The organism is Streptomyces sp. NPDC085481 (assembly GCF_044541845.1).
In the GTDB taxonomy this organism is placed as follows: domain Bacteria; phylum Actinomycetota; class Actinomycetes; order Streptomycetales; family Streptomycetaceae; genus Streptomyces.
The window spans coordinates 56,731-76,696 of the sequence record NZ_JBITTJ010000019.1 but is presented as its reverse complement, the minus strand read 5'-3'; the positions used below and the strand labels follow the sequence as shown (position 1 = coordinate 76,696).

The window sequence follows — 19,966 nt, the reverse complement described above, 5'->3', positions numbered from 1 at the left end:
GACGCATGAAGTCCCTCCGTCATGACCTCGACCAGGAACGAGCCCACCACGAAGCCTGCCGTGCCGCCCTCGCCCGGATGACCGAGGACGTGGAGGAACAGGTCGTCACCGGCGAGGACACCGCCGCCTCCGGGGCCGACGCCGAAGCCCTCGGCTACCACCTGCGCAGCCGCGCCAAGGTCTTCCGCGAACTGCCGCCGGGGCCGCTGTTCTTCGGCCGCCTCGACCGCGAGGACGGCCAGATCCACCACATCGGCCGCCGCCGCATCGCGGAGCACCCGTCCGCCCCGCCGCTCGTCGTCGACTGGCGGGCGCCGGTGTCCCGCGCGTACTACCAGGCGGGCCCCAAGGACCCGCAGGGTGTCGTCCGGCGGCGCAGGTTCGGCTGGGCGCCGGGGAGCCTCGGGGCGTCGGAGGACCTGACGGCACTGGAGGACGAGCGGCTCACCGCCGCCGCCGTCGGCGGCGCGACCGTCGCGGCCAGGGACGCCGCCACCGCTGGCGCCACCCCCGACGCCCCCATCGCTGACGCTGCCACCGCCGGCGTCGACGCCACTGACGCTGCCATCGCCGGCGTCGACGCCAATCACGCTGCCACCGCCGGCGTCGCCGTCACCGATCCAGCCCGCCGCCCCGATCCAGCCCGCCCCGGTTCGATCCTCGCCGGTGAGATCGAGCGCCCCCGGGTCGGACCCATGCGGGACATCGCCGCGACCCTCCAGCCCGAGCAGGACGCGCTCGTACGCTCAGGGCCCGCCGACTCGCTCTGCGTGCAGGGCGCCCCCGGCACCGGCAAGACCGCCGTCGGGCTCCACCGCGCCGCGTACCTCCTCTACACCCACCCGCAGCGCCTCCAGCGCTCCGGGCTCCTCGTCCTCGGCCCCAACCGCACCTTCCTCTCCTACATCTCCGAGGTGCTGCCCGCCCTCGGCGAGACCGGCGTGCGCCAGTCGACCGTCGAGGAGGAGATCGCGCGGCACGAGGTACGCGCCGAGGACGGCGAGGCCGCGGCCCTGATCAAGCACGACGCCCGGATGGCCGAGGTGCTGCGCCGGGCGCTGTACGCGCGGGTGGACCCGGCGCCCGCCGAGGACCTGGCCGTCCCCGACGGCTCGTACCGCTGGCGGGTGCCCGCCCACGAGCTGGCCTCGATCGTCGCGGCGGTGCGGCAGGAGGCCCCGCCCTACGCCACCGGCCGGGAACGGGTCCGCGCCCGGATCGTCCGGGCCCTGCGGCTCCGGGCGGAGCGGCGGGCCGGGACGCTCGGCGCCGCCTGGGTGCGCTGGATCGAGCGGGCCCGGCCGGTGAAGGCCTGCGTCGACGCGTGCTGGCCCAAGGTCACTCCGGAGGAGGTCCTGGCCACGTTCCTCGCCGAGCCGCCCGCCGATCCGCTGCTCAGCTCCGGGGAACGGGACGCGATCCGCTGGGCGAAGCCCCCGCGTTCGTACCGCAGCGCCCGCTGGAGCGCCGCCGACCTCGTCCTCCTCGACGAGCTGGCCGGCCTGATCGAACGCCCCAAGGGATACGGGCACCTCGTCGTCGACGAGGCCCAGGACCTCTCGCCCATGGAGTGCCGGGCCATCGCGCGCCGCGCGGACTTCGGCTCCCTGACCGTGCTCGGCGACCTCGCCCAGGGCACCACGCCCTGGGCGGCGCGCGACTGGCGCGAACAGCTGGCCCACCTCGGCAAGCCGGACGCCCCGGTCGTGCCCCTGACCACCGGCTACCGCGTGCCGGCCGCCGTCGTCGAGCTCGCCAACCGGCTGCTCCCGGAGCTGGGCGCGGACGTCCTGGCCGGGCGTTCGCTGCGCGCGGGCGGAGCGGTGACGATCCGTCAGGTGCCGGACCTGGCGCAGGGGGTGGCCGAGGCGGTGCGCCGGGCGCTGAAGGAGGAGGGCTCGGTGGGGGTGATCGCGCCGGACGCGTTGGCGGACCCCCTACGGGAGTCCGTCGGGGAGTCCTTCGGGAAACCCGGCTCCGACGGAGCCGGCGACGGTCGGGTCTCCGTCGTCCCGGCCTCGCTCAGCAAGGGCCTGGAGTACGACCACGTCGTGGTCGCCGAGCCCGCCGCGATCGTGGCGGCCGAGCCGCGCGGGCTGCACCGGCTGTACGTGGTGCTCACGCGGGCGGTGTCGCGGCTCGACCTGGTGCACCGGGAGCCGCTGCCGGAGGCGTTGGCGTCGGCCCGTATACGTCCCTGAGCTCGGCGGCGATGCGGGCGAGGGCCGCGCGGGCCTCGGGCGGCGCGAGGAGCTCGACACGGGCGCCGAGACCGGCGACCTGGGCGGCGACGATCTCGGGGGAGGGACCGTCGACCTCGATGGTGCTCCAGCCGCCGCCCGGCTCGCGCGCCCATTAGCGCAGCCGCCCGCCGAACAGGCCCTCAAGGACGCCTTCCGTGCCGGGCGCCGCCCGGCCCCGTACGGTCGCGGCGACCATGCGGTCCTCCATGCGGCCGGCGAGCGCGCGCCAGGCGGTGGCGAGGTCGAAGTCCGCGGGCCTTACGACGGGTTCGCCGGTCTCGGTGACGGAGCCGACCCGGCTGACGCGGAAGGTACGAAGCCCGTCCTCGGTGCCGGCCACCAGATAGGGCACCCCGGTCTTGGCGGCGATGCCGAGCGGGTGGACCAGCCGCTCCTTCGGTGGCCGTCCGGGCCGGCCGTATCCGATGCGGACCTGCACGCCGTCGACGACGGCCTTGCGCAGGGCGCCGAGCAGGGCGGGTTCGGCTCCCGCCCCCGCCCAGTCGGTGCCGTCGGTGACCGCGGCCCGGGCGGCGGCCTCGGCGCCGGGGCGCAGGGGAGCGGGCAGGGCGCGGACGAGCTTGCGCAGGGCGGCGCGGGTCTGCGGGCCCGCGGCGGCGGGGTCGGTGGCGGCGCCGGTGAGGAGGAACAGTTCGCGGACCTCCGGGGCGGTGAGGCCGGTCAGATCGGTCCGGGCGCCGCCGACGAGACGCCAGCCGCCGCCCTTGCCCGCCTGGGAGTAGACGGGGACGCCGGCGGCGGCGAGCGCTTCGAGGTCGCGGCGCGCGGTGCGCTCCGACACCTCCAGTTCGGCGGCGAGTCGGGCGGCGGTGACGGTGTCGCGCCCTTGCAGGAAGAGGAGGGCGGCGACGAGTCGATCGGCTCTCATGCGGCCATGGTGACCTCTCGCCGCCCGCGACGGGTGGGCTTCGGGTCAGGGAGCGGACCGGGTGGGAGGCTGGGGCCATGCGCCCCCTCCTCTTCGTGGACGTCGACGGCCCCCTGATTCCCTTCGGCGGAACGGCGCCCTACCCGACGTACGGCGACCCCACCCCGCCCGGCGCCCACCCGCTCCTCTCCCGCCTCGACCCGGGTCTCGGCCCGCGCCTCATGGCGCTGGGCTGCGAGCTTGTCTGGGCCACCACGTGGATGTCCGACGCGAACGACGTGCTCGCGCCGCGGCTCGGCCTGCCGCGCCTGCCGGTGGTCGACTGGCCGGACGAGGAGTCCGGTGGGGACACGCGGGCCGGGCTGCACTGGAAGACCCGCACCCTGTCGGCGTGGGCGGGCGACCGCCCGTACGTCTGGCTGGACGACGAGATCACCGCGGCCGACCGCGCCTGGACCGCCGCCCATCACCCGGCCCCGACCCTGCTCCGCCGGGTGGACCCGCGGCGGGGGCTTGCGGAGGCGGACTTCACGGCGGTCGGGGAGTGGTCGGCTGAGTACGTCGCCGGGCGGAGTTGAGCAGGCGCACTCAGGTCGTCCGGGTGTGGCGCGGCCGATGATGGGGCGTCACACCGCCATCCGCCCGAAGGAGCAGACGATGCGTCCCGATGCCCAGCCGCCGCTCTACGGGCCCGGCCGTCCGGTGGTCCGGCCCCGGGAGACCGGTGTCGCCGTGCTCGCGGGTGTTCTGTGGGCGGTTGTCCTGGCGCTGGTGACGGGGCTCGGGTTCCTGGTGGCCTTCGTGGCGATGTGGACGGCGTCCGAGGGGGAGCCGGTCGGGGACTTCGTCCTTCCGTGGCTCGTGGCCGGTCTCGTCACCGCGGCCGTGCCGACCGCCCTGTTCTGCACCCCCGCCGTCCGCCGCCGCACCGTCCCGCGCCGCGCCCTCCTCACCGGCGCCGTGACCTGCCCGGTCGCGATCGGCCTGTCGATCTGGGCCCAGGTCGCCACCCGCTGAGCCCTGACCCGTACCGCCGGCTGTCGTCCCACGAACGGCGGACCAACCTCGCGCCTCAGCACCTAGTGAGGACGCACGGGAGCGGCGGCCGCGGCAGCGCCACGCAGCGCCGCCTCGACCCGGCGGTTGCCGGTCATGGTCGCCGTGACGGCGGTCATGGTGAGGAGGAGGCCGGCGGCGGCGTAGAGCGGGGTGCGTACGTCGTACGTGGTGGCCAGCCAGCCGCCGAGGAAGGCACCGAACGGGGCGGCGCACATGGCGAGCATGCGGGAGGTGGAGGCGACCCGGCCCATCAGGTGGGCGGGGACGATCGCCTGGCGGAGGGAGGGACCGAGCACCATCGTGGCGCCCATGCCCGCTCCGCAGACGGCGAGCGCGAGGCCGGCGACGTAGGGGTTCGGGGCGGCGGCAAGGCTCAGGATGGCAAGTCCTTCGACCGTGGCCGTGCAGGTCAGCGCGGTGCCGGTGCCGAGTCGTCGGCCGAGGAAGGAGGCGATGCCCGCGCCGAGCAGGCCACCGGTGGCCTCCGCCGTGAGCAGCAGGCCGAAGCCGAAGGTGTCGATGCCGAGACGTTCGTGCGCGAAGAGGGCGAGTACGGTCTCCACGGCGAGGAAGGCGACGTTCCCGACCGCTGGACGGAGCGCGAGCCCGAGCAGCAACCGATCCCGGAAGACGTACGAGGCGCCGGCCCGCGCCTGCCGGAGCAGCGACTCTCGGGCCTCCGGCAGGGGCTGGGGCGCGGCGGGCAGCGACCGTACGAGCAGTGCGGAGAGCGCGAACGACACCGCGTCGGCGAGCAGCGGAAGCGCCCGCCCGAGCGCGAGCAGCGCACTGCCCGCGGGCGGCCCCGCGAAGCCGGACATGGCGGTCTGGGCGCCGCGCAGGCGGGAGTTGGCGCGCTCCAGGAGTGCGGGGTCGCGATCGAGCAGGTCCGGCAGATAGGCCGTGGCGGCCGTGTCGAAGAAGAGTCCGCCGAGGCCCAGCAGGAAGGCGACGGCCGCGAGCAGCGGAATGCTCAGAACGTCGAGGGCGGCGGCCGCCGCCGGTATCGCGAGCAGCACCGCACGCGCCGCGTCCGCGACCCACATGGTGCGCCGGCGGTCCCAGCGGTCCACCAGCGCACCGCCGATCACCCCGAAGAGCAGCCATGGCAGCGTTCCGGCGGCCGTGACGACGGCGAGCGCCATCGGATCCCGTGTCAACGTCAGCGCGAGCAGCGGCAGCGCGGCATGCATCACCCCGTCACCGAGCGAGGACACCGTCTGCGCGGTCCACAGCCGGCCGAACCCGGCGGGCAACTTCCTTATGTCCCAGTTCACTTGGCGTCCCCTTCGGCCCGCTCGCGCGGGGTCGGGTGGAACAGTGCGAAGACGAGCGAGGCATCCGGCAGCGACGGATCGGACAGCTCCCGATACTCGTCCGCCAGTGCCTGCAGCCGCGCCCCCAGCTCCGCGAACTGCTCCCCGGTGAGCCGCAGATGCGCCATCCGTACGTGCCGCTCGCCATCCACCGGCGCTGCCTCCAGGTCCGCCACCGCATGCCGCATCAGCACATCCGGCCCTCCCTCGCCCGGATCCGGCAGCACGATCGACCGCGCGGTCATCGCGTAGTACCGCTCGGTGACCCCACGCACCTTCCGCGTCCGCACCACCTTCACCAGGCCGGCGCGCTCGAGCAGCCGCACGTGATAGCTGGAACTCCCCTTCGCGAGGCCGACCCGCTCGGCGATCTGCGTAATCGTCGCCGGCTCGAAGCGGAGCACGGCCATGATCCGGTGCCGCGTGAGATTGGAGACCGCGCGCAGCTGGTCGTCAGTGGTGACGTGAAGCGTCTCGGGAAGATCATCGGTAGCCATGCGCCCAATGGTCAACAGTTCTTGACCATTGCGCAAGGGGATTCCATACGGCCGGGTGCCTCCCGTCCTTGTGAACAAAGGCCGTTGACCGATCCGGGTGCCTCCCGAGCTGCTGAACAAACGCTGTCGAGAGTCGGGCTCTGGCTCGACTTCTGGGGTCGAGCGCAGCCGCAACAGGAGAGCATGATCAAGTTAAGGTTCGTTCAGGTACTGTCTCGAACCGCGAGCACCGGCCTCGTCTTAGGGGGATCTCCATGAGAAACAGCATCATCCGTAGGGGACGCAGAGCTGTTGGGGTAGCGGTGGCGGGCGCTGCCATGGCCCTGTGTCTGCCGTCCTCGCCCGCATCCGCAGCGATGGTGTGGACCTTCCACAACGGTTACAGCGGCAAGTGTCTCGAGGTCGCGGACTGGCGGACGGACAACGGCGCCCCGGCCCGGCAGTGGGACTGCACCGGCCAGCCCAATCAAGGCTGGTACTGGATCGACTGGAATTCCAACGACGACGCGATGCTCCAGAATCAGCACAGCGGTAAGTGTCTTGAGGTCGCGGACTGGCGGACGGACAACGGCGCCCCGGTCCGGCAGTGGGACTGCACCGGCCGGCCCAACCAGGAATGGGCGTTCGTGCTCTCGGGCTCCAGGAATGCGCTTATCAACAGGCACAGCGGCAAGTGTCTTGAGGTCGCGGACTGGCGGACGGACAACGGCGCCCCGGTCCGGCAGTGGGACTGCACCGGCCAGCCCAACCAGCAGTGGTAGCGCGGGCACTGTTCGACACCCACTGCCTTCTCGGCTGACGGATTCGTGAGGTGGCGTCCGTGGCCAGGAGGCACAGCGCCCTGACCACGGACCCATCCGCGCTACGTAGCCGGCCGACCTGCCACTCCGCGCCAGGTCCACAGAGGCTGTGCCAGAACCGAGAGTCGTGAACAAAGCCGCAAGCCACCGCTCGCCGGCTGAGCGCCCAACGCCGCGCCGCGTTCCCGCACTTCTGCCCACTGATCAATCATGCGCAGACCGTACGTGGCGCCACTGACACCGGTCGGCTGGTTCGCGCACACCGAGCCACGTGCCGTGGTTGCCATCAACGGCCAAGGTGGGCGCTCGGCGGTTGCGTTGGGTCAGTAGAACCAGACGACGAGACGTACGTTCTCGGCACCGTGGACTTCGCTGAGTAGGCGCATGACGCTCCACACTCGGCCCCAGCCGCTACCGGTCCCTGCGGCCGAGGCGCGGCTTCGCGTGCCGGAGGGGTCTGTCTCCTGCCAGTCGGCGTTGGCCAGCTCAGCCCACGTCAGCCACGTGGTCCCGTATACGTCGCCGGGACCTCCGTAGGCGGCACTATCGCGAGCAGTCACACTTCGCGGCGTAGCTGACGGAACTATTGCAAGCGCCTGCTTGCAATAGTTAGCACGGGCTGGCATGGTCGGAGGCATGGCATCGCTCAACGTCGGCAATCTTGGTGAGTACCTCCGTGAACAGCGGCGCACCGCGCAGTTGTCGCTGCGGCAGCTCGCCGAGGCCGCGGGGGTGTCGAATCCGTATCTGAGTCAGATCGAGCGGGGGCTGCGCAAGCCGAGTGCCGAGGTGTTGCAGCAGGTCGCGAAGGCCCTGCGGATCTCCGCCGAGACGCTGTACGTGCGCGCCGGGATCCTCGACGAGAAGGAGCGGGAGGAGCTGGAGACGCGCGCCGTCATCCTGGCCGATCCCTCGATCAACGAGCGGCAGAAGCAGGTGCTGCTCCAGATCTACGACTCCTTCCGCAAGGAGAACGCCGCCGAAAGCGCCGCCGAGAGCGCGAGCGTGCCGCCCACCGGGCAGCCGCAGCCCACCGAGACGTAGAACCTCTGGGAGGACCACGACCATGGCCATCATCGACGAACTGCGTACCCCCCTCTACTTCGCCGCCGGCACCGCCGACCTCGCCGTGCAGCAGGCCAAGAAGGTGCCCGGGCTGATCGAGCAGATCGCCGCCGAGGCGCCCTCGCGGATCGAGGCCGTGCGGAGCACGGACCCGAAGGCGGTGCAGGAGAAGGCGCAGGCGAAGTTCGCCGAGCTCGTCGGCGGGCTCGACACCGACCTGAAGAAGCTGGGCGAGCAGGCCCAGGACCTCGCCCTGCGCGGGGTCGGGGTCGCCGCCGAGTACGCGGTCAAGGCGCGTGAGAAGTACGAGGAGCTCGCCGCGCACGGCGAGGAGACCGTGAGGGCCTGGCGCGGCGAGGTCGCCGAGGAGATCACCGAGATCGCCGTCGTCGTCGAGCCCGACCCGGAGCCGGAGGCCAAGGCCCAGGCGAAGGCCGAGGCGAAGAGCGAGGCGAAGGCGGAGGCCGACGAGGCCCCCGAAGAGGCCGTCGTGCCCAAGCCCGCCGCCCGCAAGCCGGCCCCCCGCAAGGCCCCCGCCAAGAAGGCCGCAGCCGAAGGCGCCTCGAAGTAGTCCAGTCGGGTACCGGGCACCAAACCCGGTGTCCGGAGCGTTGTAACGGGTACCTTGGCCGCGAGGCGCTCTCTACCACTCACCTAGGCGGTGCTCAGCATGTTGCGCGACGGATTCGACTCGATTCTGTGGCTGGTGGTCGGGCTGGTCTTCATCGGCTTCGCCGTCGCCGCGCTCGTCTTCGCCGCCATGGCGCGTGAGGACGCGTACCGGGCAGCCGAAAAGCAGACCAAGAAGTTCTGGCTGATCCTGCTGGGCATCAACCTCCTGCTCAACCTGCTGCTTCCGATGCTCTTCCTCCAGATCGCCGGGCTCATCGCCGCCATCGTCTTCATGGTCGACGTGCGCCCCGCCCTCCGCGAGGTCTCCGGAGGCGGCGGCCGCCGCGGGGGATCCAGCAGCGACGGGCCCTACGGTCCGTACAACGGCGGCCGGTAGAGAGACGGCAGCCAGAGCGAGCGACACAGCGAGCGACACAGGGTCCGGGGTCAGCCCCGGGCCCTGTCCGTTTTCAAGGCCGGTCAGCCGTGGACCGTGTCCCGTCCAAGGCGAGCCGTGGACCGTGTCCCGTTCCAAGGCCAGCCGTGGACCGTGCCCCGTTCCAAGGTCAGCCCCTGGCCCTGTCCCGTTCCAGGGCCAGGACCGCCACGTCGTCCGTCAGTTCGCCGCCGTTCAGCGAGCGCACCTCCGTCACCGCCGCGTCGAGCAGTTCCTCGCCCCGCAGGCCCTCCGCCAGCTGCCGGTTGATCATCTCGACCATCCCGTCCTGGCCGAGCCGCGGCGAGCCAGGGCCCGCCGAGCGGCCCTCGATCAGGCCGTCGGTGTACATCAGCAGGCTCCAGGTCGCGCCCAGCTCCACCTGCCGGCGCGGCCAGCGGGCGCGCGGCAGCAGGCCGAGGGCCGGGCCGCTGTCCTCGTACGGCAGGAGCTGTGCGGCCCGGCCGTGCCGGGCGATCAGCGGCGAGGGGTGGCCGGCCAGGCACAGCCCGGCCCGGCGGCCGTCGGGAGCGATGTCGACCGTGCACAGGGTCGCGAAGATCTCGTCGCTCTCCCGCTCGTGCTCCAGGACCTGCTGGAGGGTGGAGAGCAGCTCGTCCCCGCACAGCCCGGCGAAGGTCAGCGCCCGCCAGGCGATTCGCAGCTCCACGCCGAGGGCGGCCTCGTCGGGGCCGTGCCCGCAGACGTCGCCGATCATCGCGTGAACGGTGCCGTCGGGCGTACGGACGGTGTCGTAGAAGTCGCCGCCGAGCAGCGCCCGGGACCGGCCCGGCCGGTAGCGCGCGGCGAACCGCAGGTCGGAGCCCTCCAGGAGCGGCGTCGGGAGCAGTCCGCGCTCCAGGCGGGCGTTCTCCTGGGCGCGCAGCCGCGACTCGGCGAGCTTGACCTGCACCACGTCGGCCCGCTTGCGCTCGACGGCGTAACGGATCGCCCGGCTGAGCACCCGCCCGTCGAGCTCCTCGCGGAAGAGGTGGTCCTGCGCCCCGACCCGCACCGCCTCGGCCGCGAGTTCGGCGTCCGCGGAGGCGGCGAGCGCGAGGACGGCGTGGCGCGGCGCGAGCCGCAGGATGTGCCGGAGCGGCGCGAGCGGGTCGTCGTCGGCCGTGCGCGGTACGGGCAGGGCGAGGTCGACGAGGACGCAGTGCACGTCGTCGGTGAGCAGCCGCTCGGCCTCGGTGAGGTTGCGGGCGGTGCGGATGCGGAGCCGGGTGCCGGCCGCGTCGAGCAGTTCGGGTACGGCGAGGGCGCCCGCCGGGTCGTCCTCGACGACCAGGAGCGTGAGATCGGTGGCGGTGCCGGGCGCCGCGAGAGAATCGATTCTCTGACGCGGTACGGGTACGGGCATCGGTCTGGGTTTCCTTCCCTCCCCCCGAGGGCCGGGGACCGACCATAGCGGTACCGCGCGCCGCAGCGGAACGGTGATCACACTCTGATCGGGATCCGGGCACTGGCATATGCCGCGGAAGGGGAGGTAGCCGCCTCCCTGGCGACCCGGAGGCGATGACGAACGTCACTCGGGACGTGCGTCACGCCAGGCGAACGTCACTCCGGGCGGACGACTCCGAGGATCTCCATCGAGCCGGCGCCCGCGATCGTCACGTTCCGTCCCGGCCGCGGCGCGTGCACGATCGCCCCGTTTCCGACGTACATCCCGATATGACTGGCGTCCTTGAAGTAGACGATCAGGTCGCCCGGCCGCATGTCCTTGATGTCCACGCGCGGAAGCAGGCGCCACTGCTCCTGCGAGGTGCGCGGGATGGTGTGCCCCGCCGACGCCCACGCGGTCTGGGTCAGCCCCGAGCAGTCGTACGAGCCCGGGCCCTCGGCCCCCCACACGTACGGCTTGCCGATCTGCTGCGTCGCGAACTCCACCGCCCGCTTGCCGGCCGGCGTCGCCTTGCCGCTCAGGCCCTTGAGGACGCCGGTGTCGAGCCAGGCGGTCTGCGCGCGGTACTGCGCCTGCTGCTCGAGGCGCAGCAGCCGGGCCCGCTCCTCGGCGGCGAGTTCGGACTCCAGCTTCCTGGCCGCGGCGATCTTGTCGTTGATCTCCTTCTTCGCCTTGGCCTGCTTGACCCGGTTGGCCTCCAGCTTGGTCCAGTTGATGCTGGCGTCCTTGGCGTACGTGGTCAGCTCGGCCTGCGTACGGGTCATCTCGCCGAGCAGGTCCTTGGTGGCCTTGTGGCCTTCCTTGAGCCGGCCGGCGTTGTCCAGGAACAGCTGGGGGTCGTCGGTCAGCACGAACTGGGCGCCGTCCGGCAGCCCGCCGTTGCGGTACTGGGCCCGGGCCGCGGCGCCCGCCCTCGCCTTGAGGTCGTCGATCTTCTCGCGGCCCTCGACGATCATCCGGGCGAGCTTCACGATCTCGTCGGACTGCTCCTTGGCCTTCTCCTCGGCCAGGTTGTACGCGTCGGTGGCGACGGCGGCCTGGCGGTAGAGGGCCTCTATCTCCTGGCGGACCTCTTCGAGGGTCTTCTTCGGCTGGGCGGGTGCGGCCGGCGCGGTCGGCGCGGCCGGCTGGGCCGGCGGGGGCAGTGGGGCGGCGGAGGCCTGGAGGGTGAGTGCGGGTGATGCCAGCACCGTCAGGGCGCAGGCCACGATGATCGCGGCTTTGGCACGGCGGCGTCGGTTCACAGGCTCCCCCTCTGGCGACCCACTTCTGATTTACCGTCAGTAACTTGTTCGTGACCTTGGCGATAGTGCCATGCGAGGCACGAAAACGACAGGGGCAAGCTGGGCCTGTCGGGTCACATCCCCCCAGGGGTGACGAGTGTTTCGCCTGCCGCGTTCCCGATACGGGAGAAATTCAGGGGGAGTTCAGGAACTCGGCCGGAAGCCGGCGGGCGGCGGGCGGGGAGCCGCCGGGAGGCGCGCGACACGACTGCCGTCACCCGCGTGGCGCCAACGCCTCCCACCGCACCGTCACCTCGCCCTGGCGCCACCGCCGCGGACCGTCCGTCAGGGGCCAGTCCGCCGCCAGGTCGCGGACGGAGCGGATCCAGCGCTGCCGGGCGCCCAGCGAGGCGTACGGGGCGGCCGCCGCCCAGGCCCGGTCGAAGTCCCGCAGGAAGCTGTGCACCGGTTCGCCCGGAACGTTCCGGTGGATCAGCGCCTTCGGGAGCCGCTCCGCGAGGTCCGAGGGCCGGTCGAGCGAGCCGAGCCGGGTGGCGAAGGTCACCGTGCGCGGCCCGCTCCGGTCGAGCGCGACCCACACGTGCCGCCGGCCGATCTCGTCGCAGGTCCCCTCCACGAGCAGCCCGCCGGGCGCGAGCCGCGCGCACAGCCCCTGCCACACGGCGGCGACCTCGGCCTCGTCGTACTGACGCAGCACGTTCGCGGCCCGGATCAGCGCGACCTCGCCGGGCACCGGCACCTCGAAGCCGCCGTGCCGGAAGGTGAGGCCCTCGCGCTCGTACGGCTGCGCCGCGGCGACCCGGGCCGGCTCGATCTCGATGCCGACGACGGTGGTGCGGGGGTCGGCGGTGCGCAGCCGCTCCAGGAGCTCGACCGCGGTCCAGGGCGCGGCGCCGTAACCGAGGTCGACGGCGAGCGGGGGTGCGGGGCTGCGGCGCAGGGCCGGGCCGTGCACGGCGGCGATCCAGCGGTCCTGGCGGCGCAACCGGTTGGGGTTGGTGGTCCCGCGGGTGATCGTGCCGACGGGGCGGGGGGTGCGGGGGGCCATGAAACGAGCGTAAGGGGTGCCTTATGGGGGCAGGTGCGGGGCCGTAAGGGGCCGGGCAAGGGCCAGGCGAGGGGCCAGGTGAGGGGCCAGGTGAGGGGCGCGACCCGCCGGTGTCACCGTAATGACTTGGCAAAACGGATGACCCGGAGGAAATGAAAGGGGGCATTCCGGTGTTGTGGCGGCTGGTGGGTGAGATTCGCCCTCCCTCTGCCATGCCCGACAGCGGAAGGACCGCCGACGTGAGCCAGTACGTGTCCCGGTTCGCCGGCACCCTGGCGGCGCCGCCCCGGCTCCGGCTTCCCGGCCGGCACCGCACCCCGCGCCGCGTGGCCATGCTCAGCGTGCACACCTCCCCCCTGCACCAGCCGGGCACCGGCGACGCCGGCGGCATGAACGTCTACATCGTCGAGCTGGCCCGACGCCTCGCCGCGATCAACATCGAGGTCGAGATCTTCACCCGGGCCACCACCGGCGGCCTCGCCCCGGTCGTCGAGCTCGCGCCCGGCGTGCTCGTACGGCATGTGGACGCCGGCCCCTACGAGGGGCTCGCCAAGGAGGAGCTGCCGGCCCAGCTGTGCGCCTTCACGCACGGCGTGATGCAGGCCTGGGCGGGCCACCGGTCGGGCCACTACGACCTGGTCCACTCCCACTACTGGCTCTCCGGCCACGTCGGCTGGCTCGCCGCCGAGCGCTGGGGCGTGCCGCTCGTCCACACCATGCACACCATGGCCAAGGTCAAGAACGCGGCGCTCGCCGACGGCGACACCCCCGAGCCCGCGGCCCGGGTGATCGGCGAGACCCAGATCGTCTCGGCCGCCGACCGGCTGATCGCCAACACCGCGGAGGAGGCGGACGAGCTCGCCCGCTTCTACGACGCCGACCCCGCCAAGATCGCCGTCGTCCACCCGGGCGTGAACCTCGACCACTTCCGCCCCGCCGACGGCCGCGCCGCCGCCCGGGCCCGGCTCGGGCTGCCGCAGGACGCGTTCGTGCCGGTCTTCGCCGGCCGGATCCAGCCGTTGAAGGCCCCGGACATCCTGCTGCGCGCCGCCGCCCTGCTCCTGGACCGCGACCCGTCGCTGCGCTCGCGGATGGTGGTGCCGGTGGTCGGCGGCCCGAGCGGCAGCGGCCTCGCCAAGCCGGAGGGGCTGCAGAAGCTCGCCGCCAAGCTGGGCATCGCCGATGTCGTCCGCTTCCACCCGCCGGTCGGGCAGGACCGGCTCGCGGACTGGTTCCGCGCGGCCAGCGTGCTCGTCATGCCCTCGTACAGCGAGTCCTTCGGCCTGGTCGCCATAGAGGCGCAGGCGGCCGGCACCCCGGTCGTGGCGGCGGCGGTGGGCGGTCTTCCCGTGGCCGTACGGGACGACGTCACCGGCTTCCTCGTCCAGGGCCACGACCCGGCGGACTACGCCCGCGCGCTCGGGCGGTTCGTCGCCGACCCGCAGCTGAGCGCGACCATGGGCGCGGCGGCGGCCCGGCACGCCGAGTCCTTCGGCTGGGACACGGCCGCCGCGGGGACGGCGGACGTCTACACGGCCGCCATGCACGACCACCGGCTGCGCGAGCACCGCCGTCGCGTACGCTCCCACCATGGCTGAGGCAGAGGCGGGGACTGAGGCTGCGGACGTACGCCGGGTCGTCGAGGACACGTTCAAGGACGCAGAACTGGAGTGGGAGTCCCCCGAACCGGGCTCCTACGTCGTCAAGCTCCCGGGCACGCGCAAGCTCTTCACGACGCTCTCGCTGCGCCTCGGGCGCCACTCGCTCTCCCTCAACGCCTTCGTCATCCGCCACCCCGACGAGAACGAGCCGGGCGTCCACCGCTGGCTCCTCGAGCGCAACCTCAAGCTGTACGGGGTGAGTTACGCGATCGACGGCCTCGGCGACATCTACCTGGCCGGCAAGCTGCCGCTGGCCGCGGTCACGCCGGAGGAGCTGGACCGGCTCCTCGGGTCCGTCCTGGAGGCGGCCGACGGCGACTTCAACACGCTCCTCGAGCTGGGCTTCGCGACGGCGATCCGGCGGGAGTACGCGTGGCGGGTGTCGCGCGGGGAGTCGACCCGCAACCTCGACGCGTTCAAGAACCTGACCCAGAAGCCCGCGAACTGACCTTCACTCACCCCCTTCCCGCAAGGGCCGTGGAGTGCCATGCTCACGCCCGGCATGGATCTGAACGCCGTTCATATACATGAAAGGTTTCGGGGATGGCACTCAGCAGAAGGCAGTTCGTCGGCGGCGCGGCGATCGTGACAGCGGCCGCCACCACCGGATTCACCCCCGGCCGGGCGTCCACTCCCCTCTGGGAGGAGTACGCGGACGCCCCCTACACCCACCCGCAGATCCCCTACGTGGGTTCCGCCGGCGCCCACCGCGGCGCGCGCCGCCTCCCCGCCCCGCCCGTCGTCGCGAACGTCCTCGCCTACGGGGCCACCCCCGACGGATCGGCCGACTCCGCCCCCGCCGTCAACCGCGCCCTCGCGGCGGCCGGGAAACGGGGCGGCGGCACCGTCCTCGTCCCGCCCGGCACGTACCGGATCGACGGCTACGTCCACATCGCCGAAAGCGGCGTCGTCCTGCGCGGCGCCGGCTCCGGCCGTACGACGCTCCGCGCGACCCGCAGCCTCACCGAGCTGATCGGCCCCTACGGGTCCCGCTACGGCGGCGACAAGTCCTCCTGGTCCTGGGCCGGCGGCCTGATCTGGCTCAGCCCGCGCGCCCGCCACGCCTCGCTCGTGGCCGCGATACGGGAGCGGGCCTGGCCCTTCGAGGGCTGGACCGGCAACCGGCGCGACGAGTGGCGCACCCTGACCGCACTGCGCCCGGCCCGCCGCGGCGACCGCACGGTCACGGTCGAGGACCCTTCCGGCCTGACCCGGGGGCAGTTCGTCGTGCTCCGGCTCGCCGACGACCCCGCGCACAGCCTCCTGGAGCACATGGCGGGCGGCGGCCCGGGCCCGGAGGCGTACACCTGGGACGACAAGACCAAGCTGACCTCGTACGTCCCCTACGAATGGCCCGTGAGGATCACGCGGGTCGAGGGCCGTCGCGTCCGCCTCGAACGCCCCCTGCCCCTCGACGTGCGCCCCGAGTGGGACCCCCGGCTCGTGTCAGGGGTCGCACCGCTGACCGGCTCGGGGGTGGTGGGCCTGACCCTGGAGGCGGTGGAGACTCCCCAGGCCCCGCACCTCCTCGACAAGGGCTACAACGGCGTCACCTTCCAGTGCGCGTACGACTGCTGGGCCGAGGACGTCGTCGTGCGCCACGTCGACAACGGCTTCGGCCTGGTCGCCGCATCCGCCTGCACGCTGCGCCGTACGCGCGTGGAGGGGCGCGGCTCGCACCACCCGTACTTCTGCCGGGAGGGGGCGCACGACAACCTGGTCGAGGACTTCCGCGTCGCGGCCCGTACCGTCCCCGCCCCGGCCGGCACCCAGCTGCACGGCATCAACGTCGAGGGCCTGTCGAGCCACAACGTGTGGTCGCGCGGGGTGATGGAGACGGGCACCTTCGACACCCACCGCGGCATGCCCTTCGCCAACGTCCGCACCGAGATCACGGTCGAGAACGACGGCCGCCACGGCGGCGACGCCTCGGCGGGCCCGCTCTACGGGGCCAGGTTCGCGCACTGGAACGTGACGGTGACCAACGGCCGGGCCGGCCTGGTGAGGCTGGACACGGTCGCCCCGTACAGCGCGACGGTCGGCATCAGCGAGGTGCGGGAGTTCGACCAGGTCGACGTGCCGGACTTCGCGGGGGAGCTGCACGCACGACTGGAGGCGTACGGCGCGCCCGGCACCGTACGCCCCCGGAATCTCTACGAGGCGCAGAGGTCGCTCAGGAGGAGCTGACCTTGTCGTCGGCGGCCACGGGAAGGGCATCCTCGGAGCCGGAGCCGGAGCCGGAGCCGGAGCCGGAGCCGGTGACGGTGACGGCGGTGCCGGCCGAGGCGACGGGCGGCTCCTCGGCGACGGGCTCGTCCGCGAGGGCCTTCCGCAGCCGGGTCTGGTAGCCGACGGCGGCGAGGGCGCCGAGGACGGCGCAGGCGATCCACAGGACGTTAGGCCCGGGCCCGTCGACGACCCAGCCGGCCAGGATCGGCGCGACGAATCCGGCCACCGCCCAGGACATGCCCATCACGCCCTGGTAGCGGCCGCGGGCGTGCTCCGGGGCGAGCCGGGCGGTGGCGGCGGCGTTGGTGGGGACGTGGACCATCTCGCCGATCGTCCAGACGACGACGGTGGCGGCGAACGCGAGGGAGGAGCCGGCCAGGGCCGTGGCGCCGGTGCCGACGGCGAAGAGGAGGGAGGAGACGGTGAGCAGCATCGCCGGGGAGCGCTTGTCCGTCACCTTGTTGACGAGCAGCTGGAAGGCGACGATGACGATGCCGTTGACGGCGATGACGACACCGTAGGCGGAGGGTGCGAGGCCCTCGCCGGCCATCGTGAGCGGCAGGCCGATCCAGGGAGCGGTGAACACGAGGCAGACCAGCAGGTTGAGCGTCACCAGGGTCCGGAAGGGCGCGTCGCGCAGGACGGTCAGGACGCTGACCTTCTCCTCGGCGACGGCCTCGCCGGTCTGCTGGTCGGCCTTGGCCTCGGGCCGGGTCTCGGGCAGGCGGAGGAAGACGATGAGGGCGCAGAGCGCGGTGGCGGCGGCGTCGACGACGAAGAGCGTGCGGTAGCCGAGGACGATCGCGGCGCCGCCGCCGATGGCGGCGATGGCGAAGCCGAGGTTGAGGGCCCAGTAGTTGAGGGCGTAGGCGCGGCGGACCTCGTGGTCGGGGACGAGGTCGGCGATGGTGGCGTTGATGGAGGGGCGGACGGCCTGCATGGCGACGCCCATGAGGAGGACGACGACGGCGACGCCCCAGGTGCTGGTGACGACGGCGAGGAGCAGGGCGCAGGTGGCGGCCGCCAGGTGCATGGTGACCATGGTGGGGCGGCGGCCCCAGCGGTCGGTGAGCGCGCCGCCGAGCGGGGAGCCGGCGACGCCGCCGAGGCCGTGCAGGGCGACGACGAGTCCGGCGAACCAGGCGGAGTGGCCGAGCTCCTGGGTGAGGTAGAGGGAGAGGAACGTCAGGACGAAGGCGCCGGTGCGGTTGACCAGGGTCGACAGCCAGAGCCACCAGAAGCCCCCCGGGAGCCCCGATACGGTGGCGCGTGCTGATCGTCTGAGTGAGTCGATGGACATGTGTGGCCGGCCCCCTGGCGTGTGTCAGTCCTGTGTAAGTCCCTCTTGCGGCTCTCGTAACTTACGCATCTCATACGCCGGACGCCAGCGAATTGACGGTGCACGTCAATCGTCGACCGTCGTTTAGGCTCGGACCCATGGCCGACGCACCGTACAAGCTGATCCTCCTCCGCCACGGCGAGAGCGAGTGGAACGCGAAGAACCTGTTCACCGGCTGGGTGGACGTCAACCTCACCGAGAAGGGCGAGAAGGAGGCGGTCCGCGGCGGTGAGCTGCTGAAGGACGCCGGCCTGCTCCCCGACGTACTGCACACCTCGCTGCAGAAGCGCGCCATCCGCACGGCGCAGCTCGCCCTCGAGGCCGCCGACCGTCACTGGATCCCGGTCCACCGCTCCTGGCGCCTGAACGAGCGCCACTACGGTGCGCTGCAGGGCAAGGACAAGGCGCAGACCCTCGCGGAGTTCGGCGAGGAGCAGTTCATGCTGTGGCGCCGCTCGTACGACACCCCGCCGCCGCCGCTCGAGGACGGCACGGAGTTCTCCCAGTCGGCCGACCCGCGCTACGCGACCATCCCGCCGGAGCTCCGCCCCCGCACGGAGTGCCTGAAGGACGTCGTCGACCGCATGCTGCCGTACTGGTACGACGGCATCGTCCCGGACCTCCTGGACGGCCACACGGTCCTGGTCGCCGCCCACGGCAACAGCCTGCGCGCCCTGGTCAAGCACCTCGACGGCATCTCGGACGAGGCCATCGCGGGCCTCAACATCCCGACGGGCATCCCCCTCGCCTACGAACTCGACGCCGACTTCAAGCCCCTCACCCCGGGCGGCACCTACCTCGACCCGGACGCCGCGGCGGCCGCCATCGAGGCCGTGAAGAACCAGGGCAAGAAGTAGCCCTGACGACGACGTGAGAGCCCCCGTCCTGCCGGTCCCCGGCCGGGCGGGGGCTTCTTCGTGCCCTCAGAACGCCACCCGCCATGACCCGGAGAGCCCCGGCTGCACCACTCTTCCCGAGGTCGCGGACCCGGGCTGGTCCGAGCCGGCCTTCGCGCCGCACAACGACACCGACACGTGGGTGATCGTCTTCACCGAGCCCGACTGCACCGGGGACTCCTGGACCCTCCGGTCACACGGCAACCCGGCCGCGGACCGGCTGAAGCTCCGGTCGGTGTTCTTCACCGGTCAGTGAGGCGTCAGCAGACGCGGATGAGCAGTCGACCAGCTCCCCATGAAGGGCGGGGGTGACCTGCTCCGGGGTGACGAACCGCGTCAGCACGGCGGCGGTGGCGGGGTGGACCGGCATCGGAAGTCCTCACAGGCGTGCTCGTGACCTGGCCCGCCCCGATATTGGCGCGCGATGATCAAGCCGAATCACTACGGTCCAGGCCATGAGCACGCCACTGCGCCTTGAGCAGGTCACCCCCGCCAACGTCGACGCCGCCCTCGAACTGGGCGTCCACCCCCACCAGGCGAAGAACGTCGCCCCCGTCGTCCGCTCCCTCGCCGAGGCGTACGCGTACGGCGAGACCGCCTGGCCGCGGCTGATCGTCGACGGGGACGAGCTCGTCGGCTTCCTGATGGCCTTCCTCGACATCCAGTGGAACCCGGAGAAGGACCCGGCGGACCGGCGCAGCGGCCTGTGGCGGCTGAACATCGGGGCCGCGCACCAGGGCAAGGGGTACGGGCGGTTCGCCGTCGAGGCCGTACGCGAGGAGCTGGTGCGGCGCGGGGCGCGGCGCATGTACGTGAGCTGGGAGCCGGGGGAGCAGGGGCCCGGCGAGTTCTACGCCAGGCTCGGCTTCCGCCCGACCGGCGAGACCGCCGGCGCGCAGACCGTCGGCGTCCTGGACCTCGCCTAGGGGGGTGCCTGGCGGCGGGCAGTGCGGGCCCCGCCTTGAAGCGGGGCCCACCACGCATCGTGGCTAGCCCGAGCAGCCCCCGCACTGGCACGGCCCGCCGGACTGGCAGCCGCAGCCGCAGCCCGAGCCGCAGCCGCAGGCGCCGAGGACGGGCAGGAACACCGGGTCGCGCGGGGTCTCCTGCTGGGGGTCGGTGGTCGGAGCGGATTCGGCCATGGGGGTCCCTCCCTGGAAGGCGTACCTCGCCTCCCCCATTGCATGCCCACCCACGAGGGCGCATCAACGGCGCACTGGTGTG

Annotated in this window: 20 protein-coding genes and 1 pseudogene; 13 read left to right on the top strand and 8 right to left on the bottom strand. The window is 72.7% G+C overall.

Annotated features, from left to right (window positions below; translation table 11 throughout):
• The first annotated feature begins 5 nt into the window (after positions 1 to 5).
• The gene (locus ACIGEZ_RS31055) at positions 6 to 2,201 is read left to right on the top strand and encodes a HelD family protein (RefSeq protein ID WP_399837736.1); all 2,196 of its coding nucleotides are present in this window, start codon (positions 6 to 8) and stop codon (positions 2,199 to 2,201) included.
• Here ACIGEZ_RS31055 and ACIGEZ_RS31050 read toward each other — a convergent pair.
• Positions 2,119 to 3,132: pseudogene (locus ACIGEZ_RS31050) on the bottom strand (helix-turn-helix transcriptional regulator). The gene ACIGEZ_RS31055 and the pseudogene ACIGEZ_RS31050 overlap by 83 nt on opposite strands.
• 77 nt (positions 3,133 to 3,209) lie before the next feature.
• Here ACIGEZ_RS31050 and ACIGEZ_RS31045 point away from each other — a divergent pair.
• Positions 3,210 to 3,710, top strand: coding sequence for an HAD domain-containing protein (locus ACIGEZ_RS31045; protein WP_399837733.1), 501 nt, complete (start codon positions 3,210 to 3,212; stop codon positions 3,708 to 3,710).
• A gap of 79 nt (positions 3,711 to 3,789) precedes the next feature.
• Positions 3,790 to 4,149 carry a hypothetical protein gene (locus ACIGEZ_RS31040; RefSeq protein WP_399837730.1) on the top strand — a complete coding sequence of 120 codons (360 nt, stop codon included), beginning with the start codon at positions 3,790 to 3,792 and terminating at the stop codon, positions 4,147 to 4,149.
• 62 nt (positions 4,150 to 4,211) lie between these two features.
• On the opposite strand, the gene ACIGEZ_RS31035 is transcribed toward ACIGEZ_RS31040, so the two are convergent.
• Positions 4,212 to 5,447, bottom strand: coding sequence for an MFS transporter (locus ACIGEZ_RS31035; protein WP_399837889.1), 1,236 nt, complete (start codon positions 5,445 to 5,447; stop codon positions 4,212 to 4,214).
• A gap of 17 nt (positions 5,448 to 5,464) precedes the next feature.
• Positions 5,465 to 6,004: an ArsR/SmtB family transcription factor gene (locus tag ACIGEZ_RS31030; RefSeq protein ID WP_399837727.1), complete on the bottom strand. Its 540-nt coding sequence runs from the start codon at positions 6,002 to 6,004 to the stop codon at positions 5,465 to 5,467.
• 317 nt (positions 6,005 to 6,321) lie between these two features.
• Here ACIGEZ_RS31030 and ACIGEZ_RS31025 point away from each other — a divergent pair, with 317 nt between their 5' ends.
• The 4 genes from ACIGEZ_RS31025 to ACIGEZ_RS31010 all read left to right on the top strand — a co-directional run bounded on the left by ACIGEZ_RS31025 (position 6,322) and on the right by ACIGEZ_RS31010 (position 8,878).
• Positions 6,322 to 6,765 carry an RICIN domain-containing protein gene (locus ACIGEZ_RS31025; RefSeq protein WP_399837724.1) on the top strand — a complete coding sequence of 148 codons (444 nt, stop codon included), beginning with the start codon at positions 6,322 to 6,324 and terminating at the stop codon, positions 6,763 to 6,765.
• A 675-nt stretch (positions 6,766 to 7,440) separates the two neighbouring features.
• Entirely contained in the window at positions 7,441 to 7,848 is a 408-nt protein-coding gene (locus ACIGEZ_RS31020) for a helix-turn-helix domain-containing protein (RefSeq protein ID WP_399837721.1), read from the top strand.
• Between the two features lie 22 nt (positions 7,849 to 7,870).
• Positions 7,871 to 8,440, top strand: coding sequence for a hypothetical protein (locus ACIGEZ_RS31015; protein WP_399837718.1), 570 nt, complete (start codon positions 7,871 to 7,873; stop codon positions 8,438 to 8,440).
• 99 nt (positions 8,441 to 8,539) lie between these two features.
• Positions 8,540 to 8,878, top strand: coding sequence for a DUF2516 family protein (locus tag ACIGEZ_RS31010; RefSeq protein WP_399837716.1), 339 nt, complete (start codon positions 8,540 to 8,542; stop codon positions 8,876 to 8,878).
• A 169-nt stretch (positions 8,879 to 9,047) separates the two neighbouring features.
• Here ACIGEZ_RS31010 and ACIGEZ_RS31005 read toward each other — a convergent pair whose 3' ends face one another.
• The 3 genes from ACIGEZ_RS31005 to ACIGEZ_RS30995 all read right to left on the bottom strand — a co-directional run bounded on the left by ACIGEZ_RS31005 (position 9,048) and on the right by ACIGEZ_RS30995 (position 12,617).
• Positions 9,048 to 10,283, bottom strand: a complete 1,236-nt coding sequence (locus ACIGEZ_RS31005; protein ID WP_399837713.1) for a PP2C family protein-serine/threonine phosphatase — start codon at positions 10,281 to 10,283, stop codon at positions 9,048 to 9,050.
• A gap of 197 nt (positions 10,284 to 10,480) precedes the next feature.
• The gene (locus ACIGEZ_RS31000; protein WP_399837710.1) at positions 10,481 to 11,569 is read right to left on the bottom strand and encodes an NlpC/P60 family protein; all 1,089 of its coding nucleotides are present in this window, start codon (positions 11,567 to 11,569) and stop codon (positions 10,481 to 10,483) included.
• Positions 11,570 to 11,822: 253 nt separating this feature from the next.
• The gene (locus ACIGEZ_RS30995) at positions 11,823 to 12,617 is read right to left on the bottom strand and encodes a class I SAM-dependent methyltransferase (RefSeq protein WP_399837707.1); all 795 of its coding nucleotides are present in this window, start codon (positions 12,615 to 12,617) and stop codon (positions 11,823 to 11,825) included.
• 239 nt (positions 12,618 to 12,856) lie between these two features.
• On the opposite strand from ACIGEZ_RS30995, the gene mshA reads away from it, so the two are divergent.
• From mshA to ACIGEZ_RS30980, 3 genes are all read left to right on the top strand, one after another.
• Complete coding sequence (gene mshA, locus ACIGEZ_RS30990; RefSeq protein ID WP_399837704.1) at positions 12,857 to 14,215, top strand: D-inositol-3-phosphate glycosyltransferase; 1,359 nt, start codon at positions 12,857 to 12,859, stop codon at positions 14,213 to 14,215.
• Complete coding sequence (locus tag ACIGEZ_RS30985) at positions 14,208 to 14,726, top strand: YbjN domain-containing protein (RefSeq protein ID WP_399837701.1); 519 nt, start codon at positions 14,208 to 14,210, stop codon at positions 14,724 to 14,726. Before mshA ends, ACIGEZ_RS30985 begins: the two co-directional genes overlap by 8 nt.
• 95 nt (positions 14,727 to 14,821) lie before the next feature.
• Complete coding sequence (locus ACIGEZ_RS30980) at positions 14,822 to 16,465, top strand: glycosyl hydrolase family 28-related protein (protein ID WP_399837697.1); 1,644 nt, start codon at positions 14,822 to 14,824, stop codon at positions 16,463 to 16,465.
• Here the strand turns inward: ACIGEZ_RS30980 and ACIGEZ_RS30975 are convergent.
• Positions 16,452 to 17,807: an MDR family MFS transporter gene (locus ACIGEZ_RS30975; RefSeq protein WP_399837694.1), complete on the bottom strand. Its 1,356-nt coding sequence runs from the start codon at positions 17,805 to 17,807 to the stop codon at positions 16,452 to 16,454. The genes ACIGEZ_RS30980 and ACIGEZ_RS30975 overlap by 14 nt on opposite strands.
• Positions 17,808 to 17,944: 137 nt before the next feature.
• On the opposite strand from ACIGEZ_RS30975, the gene ACIGEZ_RS30970 reads away from it, so the two are divergent.
• The 3 genes from ACIGEZ_RS30970 (at position 17,945) to ACIGEZ_RS30960 (ending at position 19,668) form a co-directional block, all read left to right on the top strand.
• Positions 17,945 to 18,703, top strand: coding sequence for a phosphoglyceromutase (locus ACIGEZ_RS30970; RefSeq protein ID WP_399837691.1), 759 nt, complete (start codon positions 17,945 to 17,947; stop codon positions 18,701 to 18,703).
• A 13-nt stretch (positions 18,704 to 18,716) separates the two neighbouring features.
• Positions 18,717 to 18,998, top strand: a complete 282-nt coding sequence (locus tag ACIGEZ_RS30965) for a hypothetical protein (RefSeq protein WP_399837688.1) — start codon at positions 18,717 to 18,719, stop codon at positions 18,996 to 18,998.
• A gap of 199 nt (positions 18,999 to 19,197) precedes the next feature.
• Entirely contained in the window at positions 19,198 to 19,668 is a 471-nt protein-coding gene (locus ACIGEZ_RS30960) for a GNAT family N-acetyltransferase (protein ID WP_399837684.1), read from the top strand.
• Between the two features lie 63 nt (positions 19,669 to 19,731).
• Here ACIGEZ_RS30960 and ACIGEZ_RS30955 read toward each other — a convergent pair whose 3' ends face one another.
• A complete protein-coding gene (locus ACIGEZ_RS30955) occupies positions 19,732 to 19,884 on the bottom strand; it encodes a hypothetical protein (RefSeq protein WP_399837681.1) in 153 nt (50 codons plus the stop codon).
• Positions 19,885 to 19,966 lie beyond the last annotated feature (82 nt).